Source organism: Serratia sp. BNK-4 (genome assembly GCF_048685115.1).
Lineage (GTDB): Bacteria > Pseudomonadota > Gammaproteobacteria > Enterobacterales > Enterobacteriaceae > Serratia > Serratia bockelmannii.
In genome coordinates this window covers 548,584-569,430 of record NZ_JBLQTM010000001.1, presented here as the reverse complement: position 1 = coordinate 569,430, position 20,847 = coordinate 548,584, and the positions used below count along the sequence as shown (strand labels likewise).

The following is a 20,847-nucleotide window of genomic DNA, read 5'->3' as shown; positions in this document are numbered from 1 at the left end:
TGTTCAAGGGGGTTCTTATGATGCACTGTCCACTATGCGGTCACGTGGCCCACACTCGCTCCAGCCGCTATCTGAGCGAGTCGACCAAAGAGCGTTACCATCAATGCCGCAACATCAATTGCAGCTGCACGTTCGCCACGCACGAGTCCGTCGCGCGGGTGATCGTCAAACCTGGCGATGACATTATCCCGGCGCAGCCTCACCCGCCGGAGAGTCAGCATAAACAAAGCGCCGCGGCGCTATAATGCAAAAAGCTTGCTTATGCAGGCTTTATTATGTTGGCGGCGCGCAGACAAAATCTCGCAAATGTAACCAGTCGAGATTTAAGATAAAAAAAGGGGTTGGCATAATGCCAACCCCTGATAACTATTAACTTTTGGATGCAGCGTTAGCCAACGCGGTTCAGACGCTCTTTGATACGAGCAGCCTTACCAGTACGCTCACGCAGGTAGTACAGTTTAGCTTTACGAACGGCACCACGACGTTTCACAGCAATGCTGTCGATTACTGGGGAGTGAGTCTGGAATACGCGCTCAACACCTTCGCCGTTGGAAATCTTACGAACAGTGAATGCAGAGTGCAGACCGCGGTTACGGATAGCGATAACCACGCCCTCGAATGCCTGCAGACGTTTTTTGCTACCTTCAACGACCCATACCTTCACTTCCACGGAATCACCCGGACGGAATGCAGGTACGTCTTGTTTCATCTGCTCTTGTTCAAGTTGCTTAATAATGTTGCTCATAATATGTCTCTTACCCTAGGTAAACTGATATATCGGTCCCGTCTGTTGTCAGACGTTTCCTTCATAGTCCTGTTGCCTGGCCTGATGTTCCCGTTGGAACTCAGCCAGCAACACCGCTTGCTCGTCAGTCAGAGCTAGGCTTTCTAGAAGTTCAGGTCTTCTAAGCCAGGTTCGGCCCAGCGACTGCTTTAAGCGCCAGCGACGTATCTCGGCATGGTTACCCGACAGCAGAACTGGCGGTACCTCCATCCCTTCCAACACCTCTGGGCGGGTATAGTGCGGGCAGTCCAGCAATCCGTCGGCGAAGGAGTCTTCCTCCGCTGAGGCCTGATGGCCCAGCACACCCGGTATGAAACGGGCGACTGAATCAATCAGGGTCATTGCCGGCAGTTCCCCGCCGCTGAGAACGTAATCGCCGATTGACCATTCTTCGTCAATTTCGGTTTGGATTACGCGCTCGTCTATCCCTTCGTAACGGCCGCATACCAGAATCATCTTCTGATTGGCCGCCAGTTCGCACACGCCGGTTTGATCCAGCTTGCGCCCCTGAGGTGACAGATAAATCACCTTTGCTCCCTCGCCTGCCGCTGCTTTCGCCGCATGAATGGCTTCCCGTAAAGGTTGCACCATCATCAGCATTCCCGGGCCGCCGCCGTAAGGGCGATCGTCCACGGTACGATGCCGGTCGTAGGTGAAGTCGCGAGGACTCCAACACTGCACGCTCAGCAGGCCATTTTTTACTGCCCGGCCAGTCACCCCGTAATCGGTGATAGCGCGGAACATCTCAGGAAACAGGCTTACAATACCGATGAACACAAGCCAATCCCCTTACCGTTATTCCACTTGCTTCGACCGTTTGATCCGGGGGTCAAAAACCAGGATCCCAATCTGCCTCAATCACGCGGGCAGTGAGATCGACTTTCTTGATAACCTGCCCATGAAGAAACGGAATCAACCGCTCCTTCATGCCGAACGCATCTTTCAGGTTCGCTTTCACAACCATCACATCGTTCGAGCCGGTTTCCATCATATCGATGACTTTACCCAGCTCGTAGCCAGCGGTGGTGACTACCTGGCAGCCCATCAGGTCTTTCCAGTAGTAATCGTCACCCTCCAGCGGAGGAAGTTGCTCAGAATCCACCATAATCTCGCGATTAGTCAGCAGATTCGCCGCGTCCCGATCGTCAATGCCTTTGACCTTGATGATCAGATCCTGACTGTGGCGCTTCCAGTCTTCCAACTCGATATGCTGCCACTGACCCGCCTGCTGGATAAACCACGGCTGATAGTCAAAAATGCTTTCGGCGTTCTCGGTGGATGAAAACACTCTGAGCCAACCACGAATGCCGTAAGCGGACCCCATTTTACCGAGTACAATCGGCTGCTTAGGCGCTACCGGTTTGAGTTGCTTGCTCATTGCCACCACCGCGACAGATTAAGCTGCTTTCTTAGCGTCTTTGATCAGCGCGTGAACGCGATCAGAAACGGTTGCACCCAGACCAACCCAGTGCTCGATGCGGTCCAGGTCCAGACGCAGTGCTTCAGCCTGACCGGAAGCGATCGGGTTGAAGAAGCCAACGCGCTCGATGAAACGACCATCACGAGCGTTGCGGCTGTCGGTCACTACTACTTGATAGAACGGACGCTTTTTAGCGCCGCCACGTGCCAAACGAATTGTTACCATAACATCCTCTTTAGTTAATAAAACAGCCGGGCCCCATTGAGGGACGGGGCCCGGTTGCAATATAAAAAGCCCGAAAATTTTACTCATTTTGGCGCAAAAAGCAATCTAAAGCGTCGATCGCAGGGGACAACTTTTGCAGCCTGTCAAATTTCGGGCGGTTTTCACCGCGAACGGCGAATGCTGAAAGCGCCCGCACTCAGCGTGCGGAGGCCCATCAGCGGCCTGGGAAGCCCGGTGGCATCATACCTTTCATGCCGCGCATCATCTTCGCCATACCGCCTTTCTTCATCTTCTTCATCATACGCTGCATTTCGTCGAACTGCTTCAGCAAGCGGTTGACGTCCTGCACCTGCATGCCGGCCCCCATCGCGATGCGGCGCTTGCGCGAGCCCTTGATGATTTCAGGTTTGGCGCGCTCTTTCAGCGTCATCGAGTTGATGATCGCCTCCATGCGCACCAGCACTTTGTCGTCCATCTGCGATTTGACGTTGTCCGGCAGTTGGCCCGCGCCCGGCAGCTTGCTCAACATGTTGGCCATACCGCCCATGTTGCGCATTTGCTTGAGCTGCTCCAGGAAGTCGGTCAGATCGAAACCGTCGCCCTTCTTCAGCTTGTTGGCCAGTTTCTCCGCCTGCTCGCGGTCGACCTTGCTTTCGATATCTTCGATCAGTGACAGCACGTCGCCCATGCCCAGGATGCGTGATGCCACGCGATCCGGGTAGAACGGCTCCAGCGCTTCGGTCTTCTCGCCCACGCCGAGGAATTTGATCGGCTTGCCGGTGATGTGGCGGATGGACAATGCGGCACCGCCGCGCGCGTCGCCGTCGACCTTGGTCAGCACCACGCCGGTCAGCGGCAGCGCTTCGTTAAACGCCTTGGCGGTATTGGCGGCGTCCTGGCCGGTCATGGCGTCAACCACGAACAGGGTTTCCACCGGCTTGATCGCCGCATGCACCTGTTTGATCTCGTCCATCATCGCTTCGTCAACGTGCAGACGGCCGGCGGTATCGACGATCAGTACGTCGTAGAATTTCAGCTTGGCCTGTTGCAGCGCGCGATTGACGATGTCGATCGGTTTTTCTTTGACGTCAGACGGGAAGAAATCGATGCCGACACCTTCCGCCAGCGTTTCCAGCTGTTTGATCGCCGCTGGGCGATAAACGTCCGCGGAAACCACCAACACTTTCTTCTTCTGTTTTTCTTTCAGGAACTTGCCGAGCTTACCGACGCTGGTGGTTTTACCGGCGCCCTGCAGGCCCGCCATCAGCACCACCGCCGGCGGCTGGGCCGCCAGATTCAGCTCGGTGTTGACTTCGCCCATCGCGGCGATCAGCTCGCCCTTGACGATCTTGACGAACTCCTGCCCCGGCGTCAGGCTCTTGTTGACTTCATGACCAACCGCGCTCTCTTTGACGCGGTTGATGAAGTCGCGCACCACCGGCAGCGCAACGTCCGCTTCCAGCAATGCCATACGCACTTCACGCAGGGTTTCCTTGATATTCTCTTCGGTCAGCCGCCCGCGGCCGCTGATATTGCGCAACGTGCGCGACAATCGATCGGTTAAATTTTCAAACATCGTCTCATGCTCAACGTGTAATGACAGGCCGCTCCGGCGACACAATTGCGCCGATGATAACACGAAGCGCGCAGGATCTCTGCCTCAGCGTTGGAGATAGGTTGGAGTGAAACGCGCGCAACGTTATACTGACACTCCTATTAACCACGCCGAAGCAAAATTAAACGCTATGCCAGTTTTCTCCATTGTGGCTTTGATGGCCTACCTGCTCAGCCTTGGACTGATCATTCCCAGCTTGTTGCGGAAGAACAGCGCATACCGTCGACTGGCCCTCGTCTCGGCGGTGGTGGCGCTGATTTGCCACGCCATCGCGCTGCAGCAGCGCATCTTTGACGTCAGCGCCGGGCAGAATCTCAGCCTGCTGAACATTGGTTCTATCGTCAGCCTGATCATCTGCTCGGTGATGACCTTCGTCGCTTCGCGCGACCGCGGCTGGTTCCTGCTGCCGATCGTCTACAGCTTCGCGATGATCAACCTGGCCTTCGCCAGCTTTATGCCCGGCGAGTTTATCACTCACCTGGAGGCCAGCCCGGAATTGATGGTGCATATCGGTCTGGCGCTGTTCTCTTACGCCACCCTGATCATCGCTGCACTCTACGCCTTGCAGCTCGCCTGGCTCGACTACCTGTTGAAAAACAAGAAGCTGACCTTCAGCGCCGACATGCCGCCGCTGATGAGCATCGAGCGCAAGATGTTCCATATCACCCAGATCGGCGTGGTGCTGCTGACGCTCACCCTGTGTACCGGCCTGCTGTACATGGATAATCTGTTCAGCAAAGAGAACGTGCATAAAGCCGTGCTGTCGATCATGGCCTGGTTCGTGTATATCGTGCTGTTGTGGGGCCATTACCATGAAGGCTGGCGCGGCCGCCGCGTCGTCTGGTTCAGCTTCGCCGGCGCCTTCCTGCTGACGCTCGCCTATTTCGGCAGCCGTCTGATTCAGCAGGTGATGGTGCGCTAGGCCAGCCTGGCTCAATTCTCCCTCTCTATAAGGAATACTGCATTGGAGCATGTGTCGACGGGGACCCTCATCATTATCCTGGTGATCATGATCGTGGTCTCCGCTTACTTCTCCGCCTCCGAAACCGGCATGATGACGCTCAACCGTTATCGCCTGCGTCACCTGTCCAAACAGGGCAACCGCTCGGCGCGTCGGGTGGAGAAGCTGCTGCAAAAACCGGATCGGCTGATCGGCCTGGTGCTGATCGGCAACAACCTGGTCAACATCCTCGCCTCGGCGCTGGCGACCATCGTCGGCATGCGGCTGTATGGCGATCTCGGCGTGGCGATCGCGACCGGCATACTGACCTTCGCCGTGCTGCTGTTCGCCGAAGTGCTGCCGAAGACCTTCGCCGCACTCTATCCGGAACGTATTGCCTTCCCCAGCAGCGTCCTGCTGGCCCCGTTGCAAAAGGTGATGTTCCCGCTGGTCTGGCTGCTCAACGGCATCACCAGCCTGACCTTGCGCCTGTTCGGCATTCGCACCAACGTGCGCATCAGCGACGCCGTCAGCAAGGATGAGCTGCGTACCATCGTGCGCGAATCCCAGTCGCAGATCTCACGCCGCAATCAGGACATGCTGATCTCGGTGCTGGATCTGGAAAAGGTGACGGTCAACGACATCATGGTGCCGCGCACCGAGATCGTCGGCATCGACGTCAACGACGACTGGAAGTCGATCATGCGCCAGCTGACCCACTCGCCGCACGGCCGCATCGTGCTGTATCGCAGCTCGTTGGACGATGCGATCGGCATGCTGCGCGTGCGCGAAGCCTACCGCCTGATGACCGAGAAAAAAGAGTTCAACAAAGAGAACCTGCTGCGCGCCGCCGATGAGATCTACTTCGTACCGGAAGGCACGCCGCTCAACGTTCAGTTGGTGAAATTCCAGCGCAATAAAGAGAAGGTCGGCATCGTGGTCGACGAGTACGGCGACATTCAGGGCCTGGTTACGGTGGAAGACATCCTCGAGGAGATCGTCGGCGACTTCACCACCTCGATGTCACCGACGCTGGCGGAAGAAGTCACGCCGCAGAGCGACGGTTCGGTCTTGATCGACGGCACCGCCAACGTACGGGAGCTGAACAAAGCCTTCAACTGGACCTTGCCGGCCAATGAAGCCCGTACCGTCAACGGTATGCTGCTGGAAGAACTGGAAGAGATCCCCGAAATCGGCACCCGGGTGCGTATCGGCCATTACGATATCGACATTCTCGACGTACAGGGCAACATGATCAAACAGGTGCGAGTCACGCCGATCACCTCGCTGCAGTCCAGCGTCGGCCATCACTGACCGCCGGCCAGAACGTAAAAAAGACGCGAAATCGCGTCTTTTTTGTTTCTGCGGGAAACGTACGGTCAGATATGCAGCTCCTGCAGCTTCTCTTTCGGCAGCGCCAGCTCGTCGTTGTGGTTCACCACCACGCCGTTATCCAGAATGTGCTTGGCGATTTCCTGCGCTTCTTCCAGCGAGTGCATGTGGTAGGTACCACACTGGTACTCGTTCAGCTCAGGGATCTTGCGCTGGTCGGTCACTTTCAGCACGTCGGCCATCGCCGCTTTCCAGGCATCGGCAACGCGCTGCTCTTCCGGCACGCCGATCAGGCTCATGTAGAAACCGGTGCGGCAGCCCATTGGGGAGATGTCGATAATCTCCACGCCCTGGCCGTTCAGGTGGTCGCGCATAAAGCCGGCGAACAGGTGTTCCAGCGTGTGAATGCCGCGTTCGGGCATCACTTCCAGGTTCGGGCGGCAAAAGCGCAGATCAAATACCGTGATGGTATCACCATGAGGCGTTTTCATGGTTTTCGCAACGCGGACAGCCGGGGCTGCCATACGGGTATGATCGACGGTAAAGCTATCCAGCAATGGCATTTCGCTACCTCCTCGTAAAAGAGCATTTATTTCGAAACTTTTTTTCCTAACCGGGAAACCTTTTCCAACCCTGCGAGTCTGAGTATGTGAAAGACGCGCATTTGTTATCATCATCCCTGTCATCAGAGATGCATATTTGGCCACATTGATGTGGCCTTTTTCTTTTTCAGCTTCCGCCGTTTTGCTTCAGGAACGCTTCAAAGCTTAGCGTATCATTGGCTTCTATGTCGCGTTGGCGCTGCCACGAGGCTTCCCGCTCTTTATCCAGCTCGGCCTCATTCAGGATTTCCAACGGTTCTTCCAGCAACGTCTGGCGATACTGCTCCGCCAGCTGCAGACCGACGCGCCCAGTGCCTTCCGCCTTCATCGCCTTCAGAATGCGCGCGGAGAAGGTCAGCTCAGGATCGTCGAACGCGGCGACCAGCTCATCGCACACCTGCTGGTATTGACGGTTGCCGGCTTCGCCGTCCAACACTTCCGCCACCCGACGCAGATCGGCGAACAGCGCCTTACCCACTTTTTCCAGCGGCTCATGGCTGGCACCACAGCCGATGCCGATGGTCTGGCCCGGCTTGCGCCCTTCGAGGATCACCCGGTTCCAGTTCTTGCGCGTGCACAGCAGTTCATCGCTGCTCATCTCCGGCGCATCGGCCAGCGCGCACCACACCAGGAACAGATCCAGGAAACGCGCCTGCACCGCATCCACGCCGATCGGCGAGAACGGGTTGATATCCAGCGAACGCACTTCGATGTATTCGATACCGCCGCGCAGCAACGCGTCTGACGGTGTCTCGCCGCTTTGGGTCACGCGCTTCGGCCGGATCGGCGCATACAGCTCGTTCTCGATTTGCAGCACGTTGCTGTTCAGCTGCAGGTAGCGATCGCCCTCTTTCACGCCCAGCTTGGCGAACTCTTCGGAAGGCGTAGCAATCGCCCGTTTCAGACCGGCCACATAGCTGTGCAGATCGTTGAAGGTGATGCCCAAATTGCTCTGCGACTTATTGGTGTAGCCCAGGTCGCTCAGACGCAGCGAGGTGGCGTACGGCAGGTAGCACATCCCCTGCTCGGTGCGCTCGAACGGCAGAGTGGTCTCGCGCCCTTTGAGGAACGAAGAACAAATGGCCGGCGATGCGCCAAACAGATATGGGATCACCCAGCCGAAACGATAATAGTTGCGGATCAGGCGGAAATACCCCGCCGAGATCTGCTCTTTACCGCTTTCTGCGTCCTGCACGCCGGCCCAGGCCTGCCAAAATTCCAGCGGCAGCGAGAAGTTGTAGTGCACACCGGAAATAGTCTGCATCAGCGCGCCATAGCGATTCTTCAGCCCTTCACGGTACAGCGTCTTCATGCGGCCGATGTTCGACGAACCGAACTGCGCCAGCTCGATGTCCTGCTCGGCTTCGATAAAACACGGCATGCTGAGCGGCCACATGCGCTCATCGCCAATGTTGCGCGCCACGTAGCGATGAATATCGCGCAGGAACGTCAGCAGGTGATCGATATTGTCATCAACCGGCGTAATAAACTCTAACAGCGCCTCGGCGAAGTCCGTGGTGATCCAGTGGTGCGTCAATGCCGCCCCCAGCTTTTCCGGATGCCCGGTGGTCGCCAAGGTGCCGTTCGGCGTGACTCGCAGCGTTTCACGCTCGATGCCGCGACGAATGCCTTTTAATGCCTGAGGATGGGCTTCCAACCAAGAAAGCGCCTGTGATACGTCCGGGATCAAATTGACCTCCCGCTTCTAAAAACAATAACTCGTAAGCATACTGAATCCGCACCCGAGAGAATATTGAGTTATATTCACTTGGTTACTGCCACCAGGCAATGCCCTGTACCGTTATCATAGCCAAAACGATGTAACGCAGCGCCTTTCCGATACACAGAAACAGCGCGACAGAGCCCCAGGGCATGCGCAGCCAACCTGCCAACACGCACAACAAATCGCCCACCACCGGCACCCAGCTGAGCAACAGCGCAGCCGGGCCGAAGCGTTGCAGCCACCCGAGCGCCGTTGCCAGCCCCCGCTGTGGTTTCAACGCCGGTAACAGGCGCCCGATAATGACATTGGTCAAGCCGCCCAGCGTGTTGCCCAAGGTCGCGGCCAATACCAGCAATTCCGGCGAGACGCGACTCTGGGTCAGCAAGGCGACCAGAACGATTTCTGAATTTCCCGGCAGCAGCGTCGCACTGAGGAAGCTACTGCCAAATAACGATATTACGGCTAGCGTACTACTCACAGCGTGCGGACGTCTACCACAGCCATACCGGCACTTTTCGCCGCCTGAATGCCAAATTCGGCATCTTCAAACACCACGCATTTTTCCGGCGGCACGCCGATCAGTTCAGCACAGCGTAAGAAGGTATCCGGCTCCGGTTTATGGCGCTGTACGTCGTCCGCGCCGACGATCGCGTCGAAGCAGTCGAACAGGCCGAGATGACGCAGCAGCATTTCAGCCATGCGGTGCTCGCTGCCGGTACCGACCGCCATCGGACGGCGGCCGTGATAGGACTTCACCACCTCGATCAGCGGCAAGGGACGCACGCTATCCAGCAGCATCGCTTCCACCGCGCGGGTTTTCTCCGCCGCCAGGTGATGGGGATCGAGGTCGGCCTGATGGCTGGCGATAATCGCCTGAGCGATGCGCCAGGTCGGCGAACCGCTCAGCGCCACCATGGCCGTTTCATCAAACGTCATGCCATAACGGGACAGCACTTCATGCCACGCTTTACGGTGCGTTGGCTCGGTGTCCAGAATCGTGCCGTCCATGTCGAAAATAAGACCCTGATAGCGGTCGTACATCGTTACTCCATGATCGTTGAGGAAAGAAAACTACTTTAGCGTAAAGCCGATGGGTTGTCGCTGACTGCGTCATAGCGGAATGTGCTGTGCCTAATCGTGCACAAAGGGGAAAGGGGGGGAGATAGATAAAGGCTGAAAAGCGAAAAACCCGCCGAGGCGGGTTTCTCTTAGATGGTGCATCCAGGAGGATTCGAACCTCCGACCGCTCGGTTCGTAGCCGAGTACTCTATCCAGCTGAGCTATGGATGCATGTCTATTTTTACTGCTTGCCTGCTTCGCTAACGAAACACGACAGAAAGAATGGTGCATCCAGGAGGATTCGAACCTCCGACCGCTCGGTTCGTAGCCGAGTACTCTATCCAGCTGAGCTATGGATGCACAGGAATTCTTTTTTGATACCGTATGGTACGTTGTTACTACCCCACCATACTGCAAAATATGGTGCATCCAGGAGGATTCGAACCTCCGACCGCTCGGTTCGTAGCCGAGTACTCTATCCAGCTGAGCTATGGATGCAAATGGCGGTGAGGCGGGGATTCGAACCCCGGATGCAGCTTTTGACCGCATACTCCCTTAGCAGGGGAGCGCCTTCAGCCTCTCGGCCACCTCACCATACGCTTCTTTCGAATTGTGCCTAACTTGCTTTGGAGAAGCTCATCGGCACTGCGTGGCGCACATATTACTTTCTCCGACTTTTAAGTCAAACAATTTTTCCCAACTCATGCGCGTTTGCACAATTCACACCCAACATGGGCGATTTCACGGCAAAAAGGGCGTTTTATCAACAGGCAACCGTAGCGTCTGTGGCAACAAAGCAGAAAACTAACCGGGAAAATAATCACGAAAAAGAGAGGGGAGAACGAAAGAAGTGGGTAAAACGATGCAGTAGCGTCTCGTCTGGCAACGAGACGCTGCTTCGGAATCAGTAAGTCGTCTGCTGAGACTTCTCTGCCTGAATGCGCTGATAGATTTCTTCACGGTGAACCGAAACCTCTTTGGGGGCATTCACACCAATACGCACCTGGTTGCCTTTTACCCCTAGCACAGTGACCGTAACCTCATCGCCAATCATGAGGGTTTCACCAACTCGACGAGTCAGAATTAACATTCTTTGCTCCTTGAAAGATTAAAAGAGTCGGGTCTCTCAGTTTCCCCGTCATTATCCATCATATGTGGTGAAAACGTAAGCCGCGCAATCCACAATAAGTGTAAGCAGACTTGGTCCCACCTCAGATAATGGTAAGTTTAGCCGACCTGAAAAACTTTGTTCCCGCAATTGTAACTAAATTGTGTTAGCACAGTATGAAAACGCCATAATCAACAAAGTATTATGGCGTTTGTGCGTGCTATTTATTTATGTTCACAGCTTCGAGGCCACCCAGGCTTCTACGCTGTTTAACGCCGCTGGCAGGGCGTTGATATCCGTCCCCCCCGCCATCGCCATATCAGGGCGACCACCGCCCTTGCCGCCGACCTGCTGCGCCACGTTGCCGATCAACTCGCCGGCTTTCACGCGGTCAGTCAGATCCTTGGTCACGCCCGCGACCAGGCTGACTTTGTCATCAGCCGTCGTCGCCAACACGATAATGGCCGAACCCAATTGATTTTTCAGGTCATCCACCATAGTGCGCAGCATTTTGGCTTCGACATTGTCCAACTGGCTGACCAACAGCTTCACGCCGTTAACCACTTTCGCCTGACTGGACAGCGACGCGCTTTCCTGCGCCGCCTGCTGATCTTTCAGTTGCTGCAGTTCTTTTTCCAGCACGCGGGTGCGATCGAGCACCGAGCGCACTTTATCGGTCAGGTTGTTGCTATCGCCCTTCACCAACTGCGCAACGTCTTGCAACAAATCGCTTTGCTGATGCAGCGTAGCTATAGCGCCAGCACCAGTTACCGCTTCAATACGGCGAATGCCCGCCGCGGTGCCCGACTCGCTCAGAATGCGGAACAGGCCGATATCGCCGGTGCGGCTGGCGTGGGTGCCGCCGCACAGCTCGGTGGAGAAGTCGCCCATGCTCAGCACGCGAACGTTGTCGTCGTACTTCTCACCGAACAGCGCCATCGCACCCTTCTCTTTGGCATCTTCCAACGCCATCAGCTCGGTCTGCACCGGCAGGTTACGACGCACCTGCTGGTTAACCAGATCTTCCACCGCGCGAATTTGTTCCGGCTTCATCGCTTCGAAATGCGAGAAGTCGAAGCGCAGGTATTTGTCGTTAACCAGAGAGCCTTTCTGCGCAACGTGCTCGCCCAACGTTTGGCGCAGCGCAGCGTGTAGCAGGTGGGTCGCGGAGTGGTTCAGGCGGATGCTGTTGCGGCGCTCAGTGTCGATCTGCGCGTCCACGCGATCGTTCAGCTTCAGCGAACCTTGCGCCAGCTTGCCTTGATGGCCGATAGCCTGACCGTATTTCTGGGTGTCGTTGACCACAAACTCGGCGCCTGCGGTTTTCAGCACGCCTTTATCGCCGACCTGGCCGCCGGATTCACCGTAGAACGGCGTCTCGTCCAGCACCACCACCGCCTCTTCGCCTGCGTTGATCTGATCGACCGGCTGGCCGTCGCGGAACAGCGCAATGACCATCGCCTGCTGCTCGTCGTGATCGTAGCCGCTGAACTGGCTGCTGCCGTCCACACGGATCAGGCTGTTGTAGTCGGCGCCGAAACCGCTGGATTCGCGCGCGCGGCGGCGCTGTGCTTCCATCGCCTCTTCAAAGCCCGCTTCGTCGACTTTCAGACCGCGCTCGCGGCAGACGTCAGCGGTCAGGTCCACCGGGAAGCCGTAGGTATCGTACAGACGGAAAGCGGTTTCGCCGTCCAGGGTATCGCCCTGCAGCTTGGCCAGCTCTTCGTCCAGCAGCGCCAGACCACGCTCCAGCGTACGGGCAAACTGCTCTTCTTCGGTTTTCAGCACCTGCTCCACCAGCGACTGCTGGCGTTTCAGTTCATCGGCCGCCGGGCCCATCACTTCGATCAGCGGCGCCACCAGCTTGTAGAAGAAGGTGTCTTTCGCGCCCAGCATGTTGCCATGGCGGATCGCACGACGAATGATGCGACGCAGCACGTAGCCGCGGTTTTCGTTAGACGGGATCACGCCGTCAGACACCAGGAAGGCGCAGGAACGGATGTGGTCGGCGATAACGCGCAGAGATTTATTGTCCAGATCGGTCGCACCGGTCACTTTCGCCACGGCGGCAATCAGGGTGCGGAACAGGTCGATCTCATAGTTGGAGTTCACATGCTGCAACACCGCCGCGATGCGTTCCAGGCCCATACCGGTATCCACCGAAGGTTTCGGCAGCGGCAACATGGTGCCGTCGGACTGACGGTTGAACTGCATGAAAACGATGTTCCAGATCTCGATGTAGCGATCGCCGTCTTCTTCCGGGCTGCCCGGAGGACCACCCCAGATGTGATCGCCGTGATCGTAGAAAATCTCGGTGCACGGGCCGCATGGGCCGGTATCGCCCATCTGCCAGAAGTTATCGGAAGCGAAAGGCGCGCCCTTGTTGTCGCCGATGCGGATAATGCGCTCGGCCGGTACGCCGATTTGCTTCTGCCAGATGTCGAATGCTTCGTCATCGGTTTCATACACGGTGACCCACAGTCGCTCTTTCGGCAGGTTGAACCAGTTTTCACCGGTCAGCAGTTCCCACGCGTAGCTGATCGCGTCGTGCTTGAAGTAATCGCCGAAGCTGAAGTTGCCCAGCATTTCAAAGAAGGTGTGGTGACGAGCGGTATACCCGACGTTTTCCAGGTCGTTATGCTTGCCGCCTGCGCGCACGCAGCGCTGCGAGGTAGTGGCGCGGGAATAGGCGCGTTTGTCGAGCCCCAGGAAAACATCCTTAAATTGGTTCATGCCGGCATTGGTAAACAGCAATGTCGGATCATTGTTAGGCACCAGGGAGCTGCTTGCTACAACCTGATGACCCTTACTATGAAAGAAATCGAGAAACGCTTGACGGATCTCAGCGGTGCTCTTGCTCATAATTTTCCTGGAAAGGCTAGAATAACGACACGTGAGCCGGTGGCGCGTCATCCCGACGATGACAACCAGCTCACGAACAAAAAGTGGGGATAAGATAAATTTTCTTCAGAGGGAAGTAAAACCCCGTGTGCGCTCATTGCGCAAAATCACGGTAAATTGACTGAATTTCTTCCTGGAAAAAGCCGCGATAGAGCAGATAACGCTGCACTTTAGCTTTCTCTTTCCAGTCGGTTGGCAACGCATCGCCAAATTTTCGCTGCGCCACCTGTTTTGCCTGTTCGCACCAGTCGATATCGCATTCCGCCAGCGCGTCCTGCACCAGCGCTTTATCCACGCCCTTTTGCATCAGTTCGCTGCGGATGCGCTGCGCACCATAGCCTTTGCGGCTGCGGCTACCGATGTAACTGTGGGCGAAACGCGTATCGTCCAGCCAGTTGTGCTGGTAACAGTAGCCGATGACCTGCTCGATCAGCGCGGGATCCACCGGCTCTTCGGCCACCGTCGGCGATGTCGACGCATGTGGCCCCTTGCCGCCAAACCGGGCTTTCGCCACAAACGGCTGCGCCGCAAGTTTGCGGCGCAGTTCAGCTTCACTATGATCGCGTTGCGACAGCAGGCGCATGGCGCGGCTTAGCAAGTCATTCATCATTTGAGCCTGAATTCAGGGGATGTGCGCCACATAAACGGCGGCGCACATCTTCAGCGATTAAAACTGCTCGCTGGTTTCCGCTTCGTCATCTTCGAAGTCGTCACCGGAGGCAGCCACCAGCTCACCGCCGCTGTGCAGCAGCAAGTCGCGCAGTTTCTTATCCAGCTCGGCGGCGATAGCCGGGTTTTCTTTCAGGAAGTTACAGGCGTTCGCCTTGCCCTGACCGATCTTCTCGCCGTTATAGCTGTACCAGGCGCCGGCTTTTTCGATCATCTTGTGCTTCACGCCCAGATCGACCAGCTCGCCACGGCTGTTGATGCCTTCGCCGTACATGATTTGGAATTCAGCCTGTTTGAACGGCGCAGCGATTTTGTTCTTCACCACTTTCACGCGGGTTTCGCTGCCCACCACTTCGTCGCCCTCTTTGATGGCGCCGATACGACGGATATCCAGGCGTACCGAAGCGTAGAACTTCAGGGCGTTACCACCGGTGGTGGTTTCCGGGTTGCCGAACATCACGCCGATCTTCATACGGATCTGGTTGATGAAGATCAGCAGGGTATTGGCGTTTTTCAGGTTGCCGGCCAGCTTACGCATCGCCTGGCTCATCATGCGCGCCGCCAGACCCATGTGCGAATCGCCGATTTCACCCTCGATTTCCGCCTTCGGCGTCAGCGCCGCCACGGAGTCGACGATGATGACGTCAACCGCGCCGGAGCGGGTCAGCGCATCACAGATTTCCAGCGCCTGCTCGCCGGTGTCCGGCTGGGAGCACAGCAGGTTGTCGATATCAACGCCCAGCTTTTTCGCATAGATAGGATCCAGCGCATGCTCAGCATCAATGAACGCACAGGTTTTGCCTTCGCGCTGCGCAGCGGCGATCACCTGCAGCGTCAGGGTAGTTTTACCGGACGATTCCGGGCCGTAGATTTCGACGATGCGGCCCATCGGCAGGCCGCCGGCGCCCAGAGCGATGTCGAGTGACAGTGAGCCGGTGGAGATCGTTTCCACGTCCATGGAGCGGTCTTCACCCAGGCGCATGATGGAGCCTTTGCCGAACTGTTTCTCAATCTGGCCCAGTGCTGCAGCTAACGCCTTTTGCTTGTTCTCATCAATAGCCATTTTTGCTCCTTCGTTTCGCAATGCCGGTGTTACCCCACACTGCCACTGAATGTATGTTGTGCAGGAAATGTCACTAATTATACTGTATGGTCATACAGTATCAAGCCTAATTTACAAAAATTCGTCGATGGCGGTTTGCAGCGCGAAAATCGTCGCCTGCAGCCGCACCGCATCGCGGTCGCCCTCGAATTGCATCTTGCGCGACAGCCCCCGGCCATCGCTGCCGGCGAAACCGAACCACACGGTGCCGACCGGCTTTTCCGCGCTGCCGCCGTCCGGGCCGGCGATGCCGCTCACCGACAGCGCCAGATCGGCCTGCGCCGCCCGCAGCGCCCCTATCGCCATCTCGCGCACCACCTCTTCGCTGACCGCGCCGTGCGCCGCCAACGTCGCTTCGCTCACCCCCAGCAGGTCATGCTTTGCCGCATTGCTGTAGGTGACGAAACCGCGATCGAAATAGGCGGAGCTGCCGGCGATATCGGTAATGGCCTTGGCGATCCCCCCCCCGGTGCAGGATTCCGCACAGGTGATCCAGCGGCCCTGAGCCTTCAGTTTCTCCCCTGCCAGCACGCTGAGCTGACGCAGTTGGTTTTCACTCATAATCCCTCCCTCGCGAATTCAGGTATATGCGCCCGATAGTAGCATTTATCAAGGCGCTGCAGCGGCTGGCGCGCAGAAATGCGCAGCGCCTCGCAGGAGGTGCGGTTTTAAGCGCCCAGCCAAGCTGCTAGTATCAAAAGAAGCGCCCCATCGAGCGGCGGCGCACCAGCACAAGGAACATCACGGAGGCGGCACGCTGCGGCGGCGGCCTCAGGGCGCACCAGAAGAGATTAGGATGATAGCGTGAAAAAAACGTTGGGCGTATTTTTGCCGTTGTACACCACCACCCTGCTGCTGCTGTTGGGCTCGGGCCTGCTCACCACCTACGTCTCGCTGCGGCTGACCTCCATCCACGTCAGCAGCGCGTTGATCGGCGCTATCATCGCCGCCAACTACATCGGGTTGGTGATCGGCGGCAAGGTCGGCCACTTTCTCATCGCCCGCGTCGGGCATATCCGCGCCTACGTGGCCTGCGCCGGCATCATCACCGCCGCGGTGCTGGGGCACGGCCTGACGGAGTTCATTCCCGCCTGGGTCGCGCTGCGTCTGGTGATCGGGCTGTGCATGATGTGCCAGTATATGGTGCTGGAAAGCTGGCTGAACGACCAGGCGGAATCCAACCAGCGCGGCATGGTGTTCGGCTTCTATATGGCGGCGACCTATCTCGGCATGTCGCTGGGCCAGATCGTGCTGATGCTGCAAAGCAATCTGGGCATCACCACGCTGCTGGTGATCGCACTGTGTTTCGCGCTCTGTCTGGTGCCGATCGCTCTCACCACCCGCACCAATGCGCGCCACATGTCGCCGGCCCCGATGGAGCTGCGTTACTTTGTCGGCGCCATTCCCAAGGTGCTGGCCACCACGTTGGTGATCGGCATGGTGGTGGGCTCGTTTTACGGCCTGGCGCCGGTCTACGCCAGCCTGCAATCCTTAACCACTCAGCAAACCGGCCTGTTCATGGCGCTGGCCATCTTCGCCGGGTTGGTGGCGCAGTTCCCGCTCAGTTGGCTGTCGGATCGCTATAACCGCCCGTTGCTGATGCGCTTCAACGCCATTTTGCTGATCGTGGCGGCGCTGCCGCTGGCACTGCTGCCGCACATCGATTTCCCGCTGCTGCTGGCGGTGGGGTTCGTCGTCAGCATGCTGCAGTTTACGCTCTATCCGCTGGTGGTGGCATTGGCCAACGATCTGATCGAGCCGGAGCGCCGCGTCTCGCTGGCCGCCTGTCTGCTGATGGCGTTCGGCGTCGGCGCCAGCATCGGGCCGTTGGCGGTCGGCGCACTGATCGAGCCGCTTGGCGGCAATATCCTGTACGCCTTCTTCGCTCTGTGCGGCGTACTGCTGGCGGCCCTCGGCCGTACGGCGAAAGCGGAGGAACCGCAGCTGGCACAGGACGCGCCGGTGCCGCACATTGCGCTGCCAGACAGCCTCGCCAGTTCACCGCTGTCGCCGGCGCTCAATCCGACCTTCGATGAGCAGATCATTCACGACACCATGCCGCCGCCGGAAGCGGCGCCCGATGTCGAGGAGCCACAGCCCGAAGAACAGGAGGAGGAACCCTTGCCTCAGGGAGCCGATCCGCAAGAGGACACCGGCCTGAAAAAGGCGCACGCCATGCTGTAAACGGTGGTGCTACAGATCCTGGAAGGAGCCCAGCATAAAACCGCGTTCGGCGATCGCCGCTTTCAGCGTCGGCGCGGTCAACACATCCAGCTCGACGAGCCGCGGGTGGCAGTATTTGCTCTGCAGGATCGTCGCATCGAGGAACGCCGGGTGGCACATCATTTCCAATGACTCGGCGCCCTGCGCGTCGGCGCGTGCCAACCTCTGCAGGAACAAGGCTTCGGAAATCGTTTCACCGTAGAATCCCGCGTCAAACGCGTCGGTGCTGTAGGGCGTCTGCAACGCAATACCGCGCCGTTTCGCCTCTTCGCGATCGAGGCGCAGCGGCAGACCCTGTGCCTGTGCAAACGCCTCCACCAGCGGGTAAATCTGCGGCTGCATATGCACATGGTGGTGGCTGTCGATATGCGTTGGCGCCCTGCCGAACAGCGTCACAAACCGCGTGAACTGGCGCTGCAGCTCCTCCTGAATCTCGTCCAGCTGCAGCTCGCCGGCCTCGGCGCGGCCCCACAGCCATTTGCCCAGCTCGCCATGCTCATTGACCAGCGAAGGCATGGCGCCCAGCGGCCTGCCATGGGTCAAAACGAAATGCAGCCCGATCGGCAACCCCGGATATTGCCGGCTGAGCGCCGCCGCGTGCTGGGCGCCGCCGCCGTTCACCATCGCCGTGGTGGAGGAAACGACGCCATGCTGATACGCCTCGACGACGCCGTAGTTCTGTCCTTTGCTCAGGCCGAAGTCGTCGGCATTCACGATCAGTAGTTTTTCCATAATGGCTCCCGCAGGATGAATTTTCGGCAAGGAAAAGCCGACCGACCGGCGCGGCATTCCCCTTCTCGAAGGTAAAAATCGAATGATTAACCGGCCGGCGACCTAAAGCTCATCGGCATATCGGCGTTAATACTGATCGGGAGCGGCCCTAAAGAGGGCCGTAACACTTTTTTCGGTAGTTGCCTGGGGTCACGTCGGTGAGCCGCTTGAAGTTTTTAATGAACAGACTGACGTCGCCATAGCCAGAATCAAAGGCGATATCGGAAACTGAATAGTTGGTGACCTCCAGCTGCGTCTTGGCGAAGTTGATGCGGATCTCGTTGATCACCTGCATCGGCGTCTTCTGGTAGTAGCGCCGCATCGCCCGGGTCAGATATTCCTGGGTTTTCCCCGACAGCGCCACCATGTTCGCCAACGCCCTTTCGCCGAACATCGCCTTGTCATGCATGCCGGCGAGGGTGTTCTTCAGCCACTGCGGGATATCATCGCCGCCGTCATTGTCTTCTTTATAGTGACGAATACGGCTGATCACATAGAAAGTCAGCGTTTCGAGAAATTCGGCGAAGTCATCCTCGCGAAACTGTGGCGAACTCACCACCGACTCGATGTAGGCCAAGAACTCGCTTCTCAGGCTGTAGGCTTGCGAGGCGACAAAGCAACGCGGCAGCTGCTGCAAATAGTGCTCTTCAAAGAACGCTTTGCTGACCGCCACGTTGAAGATTTTCGTCGCGCCGAACTCGTAAAAGCTCTGGTGGTAGGAGCCGATAGGGATAAAGACGAAATCCCCGCGTTCCAGCAGCACCCGCTTGCCGTTGATCTCCTGATAACATTTGCCGCTCAGCACGATGGTGAACTCGTAATAATCGTGCTGATGCAGCCCGGTGGCGCTTTCCACCTTGTTGTAGATAAACAGGTGAAAATCTTTGCAGTTAAAGAAATCCTGCTCGCGAATCAGCTTCACGTCGTTGGCACTCAGCGAAATTCGGTTATCGGACACGGCACCGGCCTCCCGTTAGTCAAACCCGTTGCGTCTGGCCGCCTCGGCAAACCAGTAGCCGCTTTTCTTGATGGTGCGGCGCTGATCTGCCCGATCCAAGCGCACCAGCCCATAACGATTCTTGTAGGCATTCAGCCAGGACCAGCAGTCGATAAAGGTCCACAGATGATAGCCCTTGCACTGCGAGCCTTCCGCCAGCGCGCGGTGCAGCCACTTCAGATGCTCGCGAATAAAGTCGATGCGGTAATCGTCCTCCACCCGCCCATCGGCGCCGATAAACGCCTCTTCGCCCTCGACGCCCATGCCGTTTTCGGAAATATAACAAGGCAGATTGCCGTAGTTCTCTTTCAGATCCATCAGGATGTCGTACAGCCCCTTCTCGTAGATCTCCCAGCCGCGGTGCGGATTGATTTTGCGGCCCGGCATTGCATAGTAACTGAACAAATCCTCCGGCGATGCGATCGGCCCCTCGGCACGACGCCCCGCTTTCGCCTGTACCCTGCGCGGCTGGTAGTAATTGACGCCGAGGATATCCACTACGCCGCCTTCGATCAGCGGCGCATCCTGCGGCTCGCAGTAGGGCATCAGCCCATGGCGCTCCAGCAAGTGCAGCAACGCCGCCGGATAACGCCCTTTGGCGACCGGATCGAGGAAACTGCGGTTGAGCAGCAGATCGGCGTCGTGTGCGGCCTGCCGATCCTCCGGCGCGTCGGAGCGCGGATAGGTCGGGCTCAGATTCAGAATAATGCCGATGCTCCCCGGCAGCCCGCGCGCTCTGAAACGCTGCACCGCCATGGCGTGCGCCAGTACGCTGTGATACGCCACGGTGATCGCCCGTTTGAAATCCACCACGCAAGGGTAATGCAGGTCATTCAGGTAACCGGCCTCCACCGGCACGATCGGCTCGTTGAAGGTGAACCAGTGGGTAACCCGATCGCCAAACAGACCGAAGCAGATGTCGGCATAACGCGCATAGGCTTCGACCACCGCCCGATTTTCCCAGCCGCCGCGCTGCTGCATGCACAGCGGCATATCGAAGTGATAGAGATTGATAAACGGGGTGATGCCCTGCGCCAGCAGCTCGTCGATCATCGCGTTATAGAAGGCCACCGCCTGCGGGTTCACCTCGCCGTCGCCGTCCGGGATCAGCCGCGACCACGAAATCGAGGTTCTGAAGGTATTGTGGCCCAGCGTTTTGAGCAGCCCGATATCGGTACGGAAATGGTCGTAAAAGGTCGAGGCCTCGGCCGGCCCCACCCGATCGTGAAAGCGCTCGGGCGCGATCTCGTACCAATAATCGAAGATATTGCGGCTCTTGCCGTCCCGCGCTGCCGCACCTTCAGACTGCGGCGCGGAGGTGGCGCTGCCCCACCAGAACCCGTCGGCAAATTGATATTCCATACTCGTGTCCCTCG

General features: G+C 57.7%; 22 protein-coding genes and 4 tRNA genes. 5 read left to right on the top strand and 21 right to left on the bottom strand.

The features are described 5' to 3' along the window. The first annotated feature begins 17 nt into the window (after positions 1-17). The gene (locus tag ACMGGW_RS02665) at positions 18-245 is read left to right on the top strand and encodes an ogr/Delta-like zinc finger family protein (protein WP_025301639.1); all 228 of its coding nucleotides are present in this window, start codon (positions 18-20) and stop codon (positions 243-245) included. 143 nt (positions 246-388) lie between these two features. Here the strand turns inward: ACMGGW_RS02665 and rplS are convergent, their stop codons facing one another. From rplS to ffh, 5 genes are all read right to left on the bottom strand, one after another. Further along, positions 389-745, bottom strand: a complete 357-nt coding sequence (rplS, locus tag ACMGGW_RS02660) for a 50S ribosomal protein L19 (RefSeq protein ID WP_025301638.1) — start codon at positions 743-745, stop codon at positions 389-391. A 48-nt stretch (positions 746-793) separates the two neighbouring features. Beyond that, positions 794-1,561, bottom strand: coding sequence for a tRNA (guanosine(37)-N1)-methyltransferase TrmD (gene trmD / locus ACMGGW_RS02655; RefSeq protein WP_004932485.1), 768 nt, complete (start codon positions 1,559-1,561; stop codon positions 794-796). Between the two features lie 52 nt (positions 1,562-1,613). After that, a complete protein-coding gene (rimM, locus tag ACMGGW_RS02650) occupies positions 1,614-2,162 on the bottom strand; it encodes a ribosome maturation factor RimM (RefSeq protein ID WP_019455135.1) in 549 nt (182 codons plus the stop codon). An 18-nt stretch (positions 2,163-2,180) separates the two neighbouring features. After that, the gene (rpsP, locus tag ACMGGW_RS02645; RefSeq protein ID WP_004932501.1) at positions 2,181-2,429 is read right to left on the bottom strand and encodes a 30S ribosomal protein S16; all 249 of its coding nucleotides are present in this window, start codon (positions 2,427-2,429) and stop codon (positions 2,181-2,183) included. A gap of 214 nt (positions 2,430-2,643) precedes the next feature. Next, positions 2,644-4,005 carry a signal recognition particle protein gene (gene ffh / locus ACMGGW_RS02640; RefSeq protein WP_004932504.1) on the bottom strand — a complete coding sequence of 454 codons (1,362 nt, stop codon included), beginning with the start codon at positions 4,003-4,005 and terminating at the stop codon, positions 2,644-2,646. 169 nt (positions 4,006-4,174) lie between these two features. Between ffh and ACMGGW_RS02635 the strand changes: the two genes are divergently transcribed. Beyond that, a complete protein-coding gene (locus ACMGGW_RS02635) occupies positions 4,175-4,966 on the top strand; it encodes a cytochrome C assembly family protein (protein ID WP_004932506.1) in 792 nt (263 codons plus the stop codon). A gap of 42 nt (positions 4,967-5,008) precedes the next feature. Then, positions 5,009-6,298 carry an HlyC/CorC family transporter gene (locus ACMGGW_RS02630; protein WP_016929024.1) on the top strand — a complete coding sequence of 430 codons (1,290 nt, stop codon included), beginning with the start codon at positions 5,009-5,011 and terminating at the stop codon, positions 6,296-6,298. A 65-nt stretch (positions 6,299-6,363) separates the two neighbouring features. Here ACMGGW_RS02630 and luxS read toward each other — a convergent pair whose 3' ends face one another. The 10 genes from luxS to alaS form a co-directional block, all read right to left on the bottom strand. Then, positions 6,364-6,879, bottom strand: a complete 516-nt coding sequence (gene luxS, locus ACMGGW_RS02625) for an S-ribosylhomocysteine lyase (RefSeq protein WP_004932513.1) — start codon at positions 6,877-6,879, stop codon at positions 6,364-6,366. A gap of 166 nt (positions 6,880-7,045) precedes the next feature. Next, the gene (gene gshA / locus ACMGGW_RS02620; protein ID WP_043143899.1) at positions 7,046-8,608 is read right to left on the bottom strand and encodes a glutamate--cysteine ligase; all 1,563 of its coding nucleotides are present in this window, start codon (positions 8,606-8,608) and stop codon (positions 7,046-7,048) included. Between the two features lie 82 nt (positions 8,609-8,690). After that, entirely contained in the window at positions 8,691-9,119 is a 429-nt protein-coding gene (locus ACMGGW_RS02615; RefSeq protein ID WP_004932520.1) for a YqaA family protein, read from the bottom strand. Then, positions 9,116-9,682, bottom strand: a complete 567-nt coding sequence (gene yqaB, locus ACMGGW_RS02610) for a fructose-1-phosphate/6-phosphogluconate phosphatase (RefSeq protein ID WP_025301636.1) — start codon at positions 9,680-9,682, stop codon at positions 9,116-9,118. Before yqaB ends, ACMGGW_RS02615 begins: the two co-directional genes overlap by 4 nt. Before the next feature lie 172 nt (positions 9,683-9,854). Continuing rightward, a tRNA-Arg gene (locus tag ACMGGW_RS02605) sits at positions 9,855-9,931 on the bottom strand. Positions 9,932-9,983: 52 nt separating this feature from the next. Then, positions 9,984-10,060, bottom strand: a tRNA-Arg gene (locus ACMGGW_RS02600). A 61-nt stretch (positions 10,061-10,121) separates the two neighbouring features. Continuing rightward, positions 10,122-10,198 (bottom strand) — tRNA-Arg (locus ACMGGW_RS02595). 3 nt (positions 10,199-10,201) lie between these two features. Beyond that, positions 10,202-10,294, bottom strand: a tRNA-Ser gene (locus tag ACMGGW_RS02590). 310 nt (positions 10,295-10,604) lie between these two features. After that, positions 10,605-10,790 (bottom strand): carbon storage regulator CsrA, encoded by a 186-nt coding sequence (gene csrA, locus ACMGGW_RS02585; protein ID WP_004091602.1) that lies wholly within the window; start codon positions 10,788-10,790, stop codon positions 10,605-10,607. Positions 10,791-11,042: 252 nt separating this feature from the next. After that, positions 11,043-13,670 (bottom strand): alanine--tRNA ligase, encoded by a 2,628-nt coding sequence (gene alaS, locus ACMGGW_RS02580; protein ID WP_099816563.1) that lies wholly within the window; start codon positions 13,668-13,670, stop codon positions 11,043-11,045. On the opposite strand from alaS, the gene ACMGGW_RS02575 reads away from it, so the two are divergent. Continuing rightward, a complete protein-coding gene (locus tag ACMGGW_RS02575) occupies positions 13,620-13,763 on the top strand; it encodes a hypothetical protein (RefSeq protein WP_162180460.1) in 144 nt (47 codons plus the stop codon). The two genes, alaS and ACMGGW_RS02575, sit on opposite strands and share 51 nt — an antisense overlap. Before the next feature lie 40 nt (positions 13,764-13,803). Here ACMGGW_RS02575 and recX read toward each other — a convergent pair whose 3' ends face one another. The 3 genes from recX to pncC all read right to left on the bottom strand — a co-directional run bounded on the left by recX (position 13,804) and on the right by pncC (position 16,041). Next, the gene (gene recX / locus ACMGGW_RS02570; protein WP_060434275.1) at positions 13,804-14,316 is read right to left on the bottom strand and encodes a recombination regulator RecX; all 513 of its coding nucleotides are present in this window, start codon (positions 14,314-14,316) and stop codon (positions 13,804-13,806) included. Between the two features lie 60 nt (positions 14,317-14,376). Further along, positions 14,377-15,441 (bottom strand): recombinase RecA, encoded by a 1,065-nt coding sequence (gene recA / locus ACMGGW_RS02565; protein ID WP_004932541.1) that lies wholly within the window; start codon positions 15,439-15,441, stop codon positions 14,377-14,379. A gap of 111 nt (positions 15,442-15,552) precedes the next feature. After that, entirely contained in the window at positions 15,553-16,041 is a 489-nt protein-coding gene (gene pncC, locus ACMGGW_RS02560; RefSeq protein WP_060448145.1) for a nicotinamide-nucleotide amidase, read from the bottom strand. Between the two features lie 243 nt (positions 16,042-16,284). Here pncC and ACMGGW_RS02555 point away from each other — a divergent pair, with 243 nt between their 5' ends. Next, positions 16,285-17,664, top strand: a complete 1,380-nt coding sequence (locus ACMGGW_RS02555; protein ID WP_043135805.1) for an MFS transporter — start codon at positions 16,285-16,287, stop codon at positions 17,662-17,664. Positions 17,665-17,673: 9 nt separating this feature from the next. Here ACMGGW_RS02555 and chbG read toward each other — a convergent pair whose 3' ends face one another. From chbG to ACMGGW_RS02540, 3 genes are all read right to left on the bottom strand, one after another. After that, complete coding sequence (gene chbG / locus ACMGGW_RS02550) at positions 17,674-18,435, bottom strand: chitin disaccharide deacetylase (protein WP_049294841.1); 762 nt, start codon at positions 18,433-18,435, stop codon at positions 17,674-17,676. A gap of 148 nt (positions 18,436-18,583) precedes the next feature. Then, complete coding sequence (gene chbR, locus ACMGGW_RS02545) at positions 18,584-19,432, bottom strand: transcriptional regulator ChbR (protein ID WP_043135810.1); 849 nt, start codon at positions 19,430-19,432, stop codon at positions 18,584-18,586. Between the two features lie 15 nt (positions 19,433-19,447). Further along, entirely contained in the window at positions 19,448-20,833 is a 1,386-nt protein-coding gene (locus tag ACMGGW_RS02540; RefSeq protein ID WP_049294840.1) for a glycoside hydrolase family 1 protein, read from the bottom strand. Positions 20,834-20,847: the final 14 nt, after the last annotated feature.

Bases quoted from the DNA above. Each gene is read 5' to 3' on its own strand.
- ACMGGW_RS02665 (WP_025301639.1), top strand. From the start codon at position 18: ATGATGCACTGTCCACTATGCGGTCACGTGGCCCACACTCGCTCCAGC.
- rplS (WP_025301638.1), bottom strand. From the start codon at position 745: ATGAGCAACATTATTAAGCAACTTGAACAAGAGCAGATGAAACAAGAC.
- rimM (WP_019455135.1), bottom strand. From the start codon at position 2,162: ATGAGCAAGCAACTCAAACCGGTAGCGCCTAAGCAGCCGATTGTACTC.
- rpsP (WP_004932501.1), bottom strand. From the start codon at position 2,429: ATGGTAACAATTCGTTTGGCACGTGGCGGCGCTAAAAAGCGTCCGTTC.
- ffh (WP_004932504.1), bottom strand. From the start codon at position 4,005: ATGTTTGAAAATTTAACCGATCGATTGTCGCGCACGTTGCGCAATATC.
- ACMGGW_RS02635 (WP_004932506.1), top strand. From the start codon at position 4,175: ATGCCAGTTTTCTCCATTGTGGCTTTGATGGCCTACCTGCTCAGCCTT.
- luxS (WP_004932513.1), bottom strand. From the start codon at position 6,879: ATGCCATTGCTGGATAGCTTTACCGTCGATCATACCCGTATGGCAGCC.
- yqaB (WP_025301636.1), bottom strand. From the start codon at position 9,682: ATGTACGACCGCTATCAGGGTCTTATTTTCGACATGGACGGCACGATT.
- csrA (WP_004091602.1), bottom strand. From the start codon at position 10,790: ATGTTAATTCTGACTCGTCGAGTTGGTGAAACCCTCATGATTGGCGAT.
- ACMGGW_RS02575 (WP_162180460.1), top strand. From the start codon at position 13,620: ATGAAAGAAATCGAGAAACGCTTGACGGATCTCAGCGGTGCTCTTGCT.
- alaS (WP_099816563.1), bottom strand. From the start codon at position 13,670: ATGAGCAAGAGCACCGCTGAGATCCGTCAAGCGTTTCTCGATTTCTTT.
- recX (WP_060434275.1), bottom strand. From the start codon at position 14,316: ATGAATGACTTGCTAAGCCGCGCCATGCGCCTGCTGTCGCAACGCGAT.
- recA (WP_004932541.1), bottom strand. From the start codon at position 15,441: ATGGCTATTGATGAGAACAAGCAAAAGGCGTTAGCTGCAGCACTGGGC.
- pncC (WP_060448145.1), bottom strand. From the start codon at position 16,041: ATGAGTGAAAACCAACTGCGTCAGCTCAGCGTGCTGGCAGGGGAGAAA.
- chbG (WP_049294841.1), bottom strand. From the start codon at position 18,435: ATGGAAAAACTACTGATCGTGAATGCCGACGACTTCGGCCTGAGCAAA.
- ACMGGW_RS02540 (WP_049294840.1), bottom strand. From the start codon at position 20,833: ATGGAATATCAATTTGCCGACGGGTTCTGGTGGGGCAGCGCCACCTCC.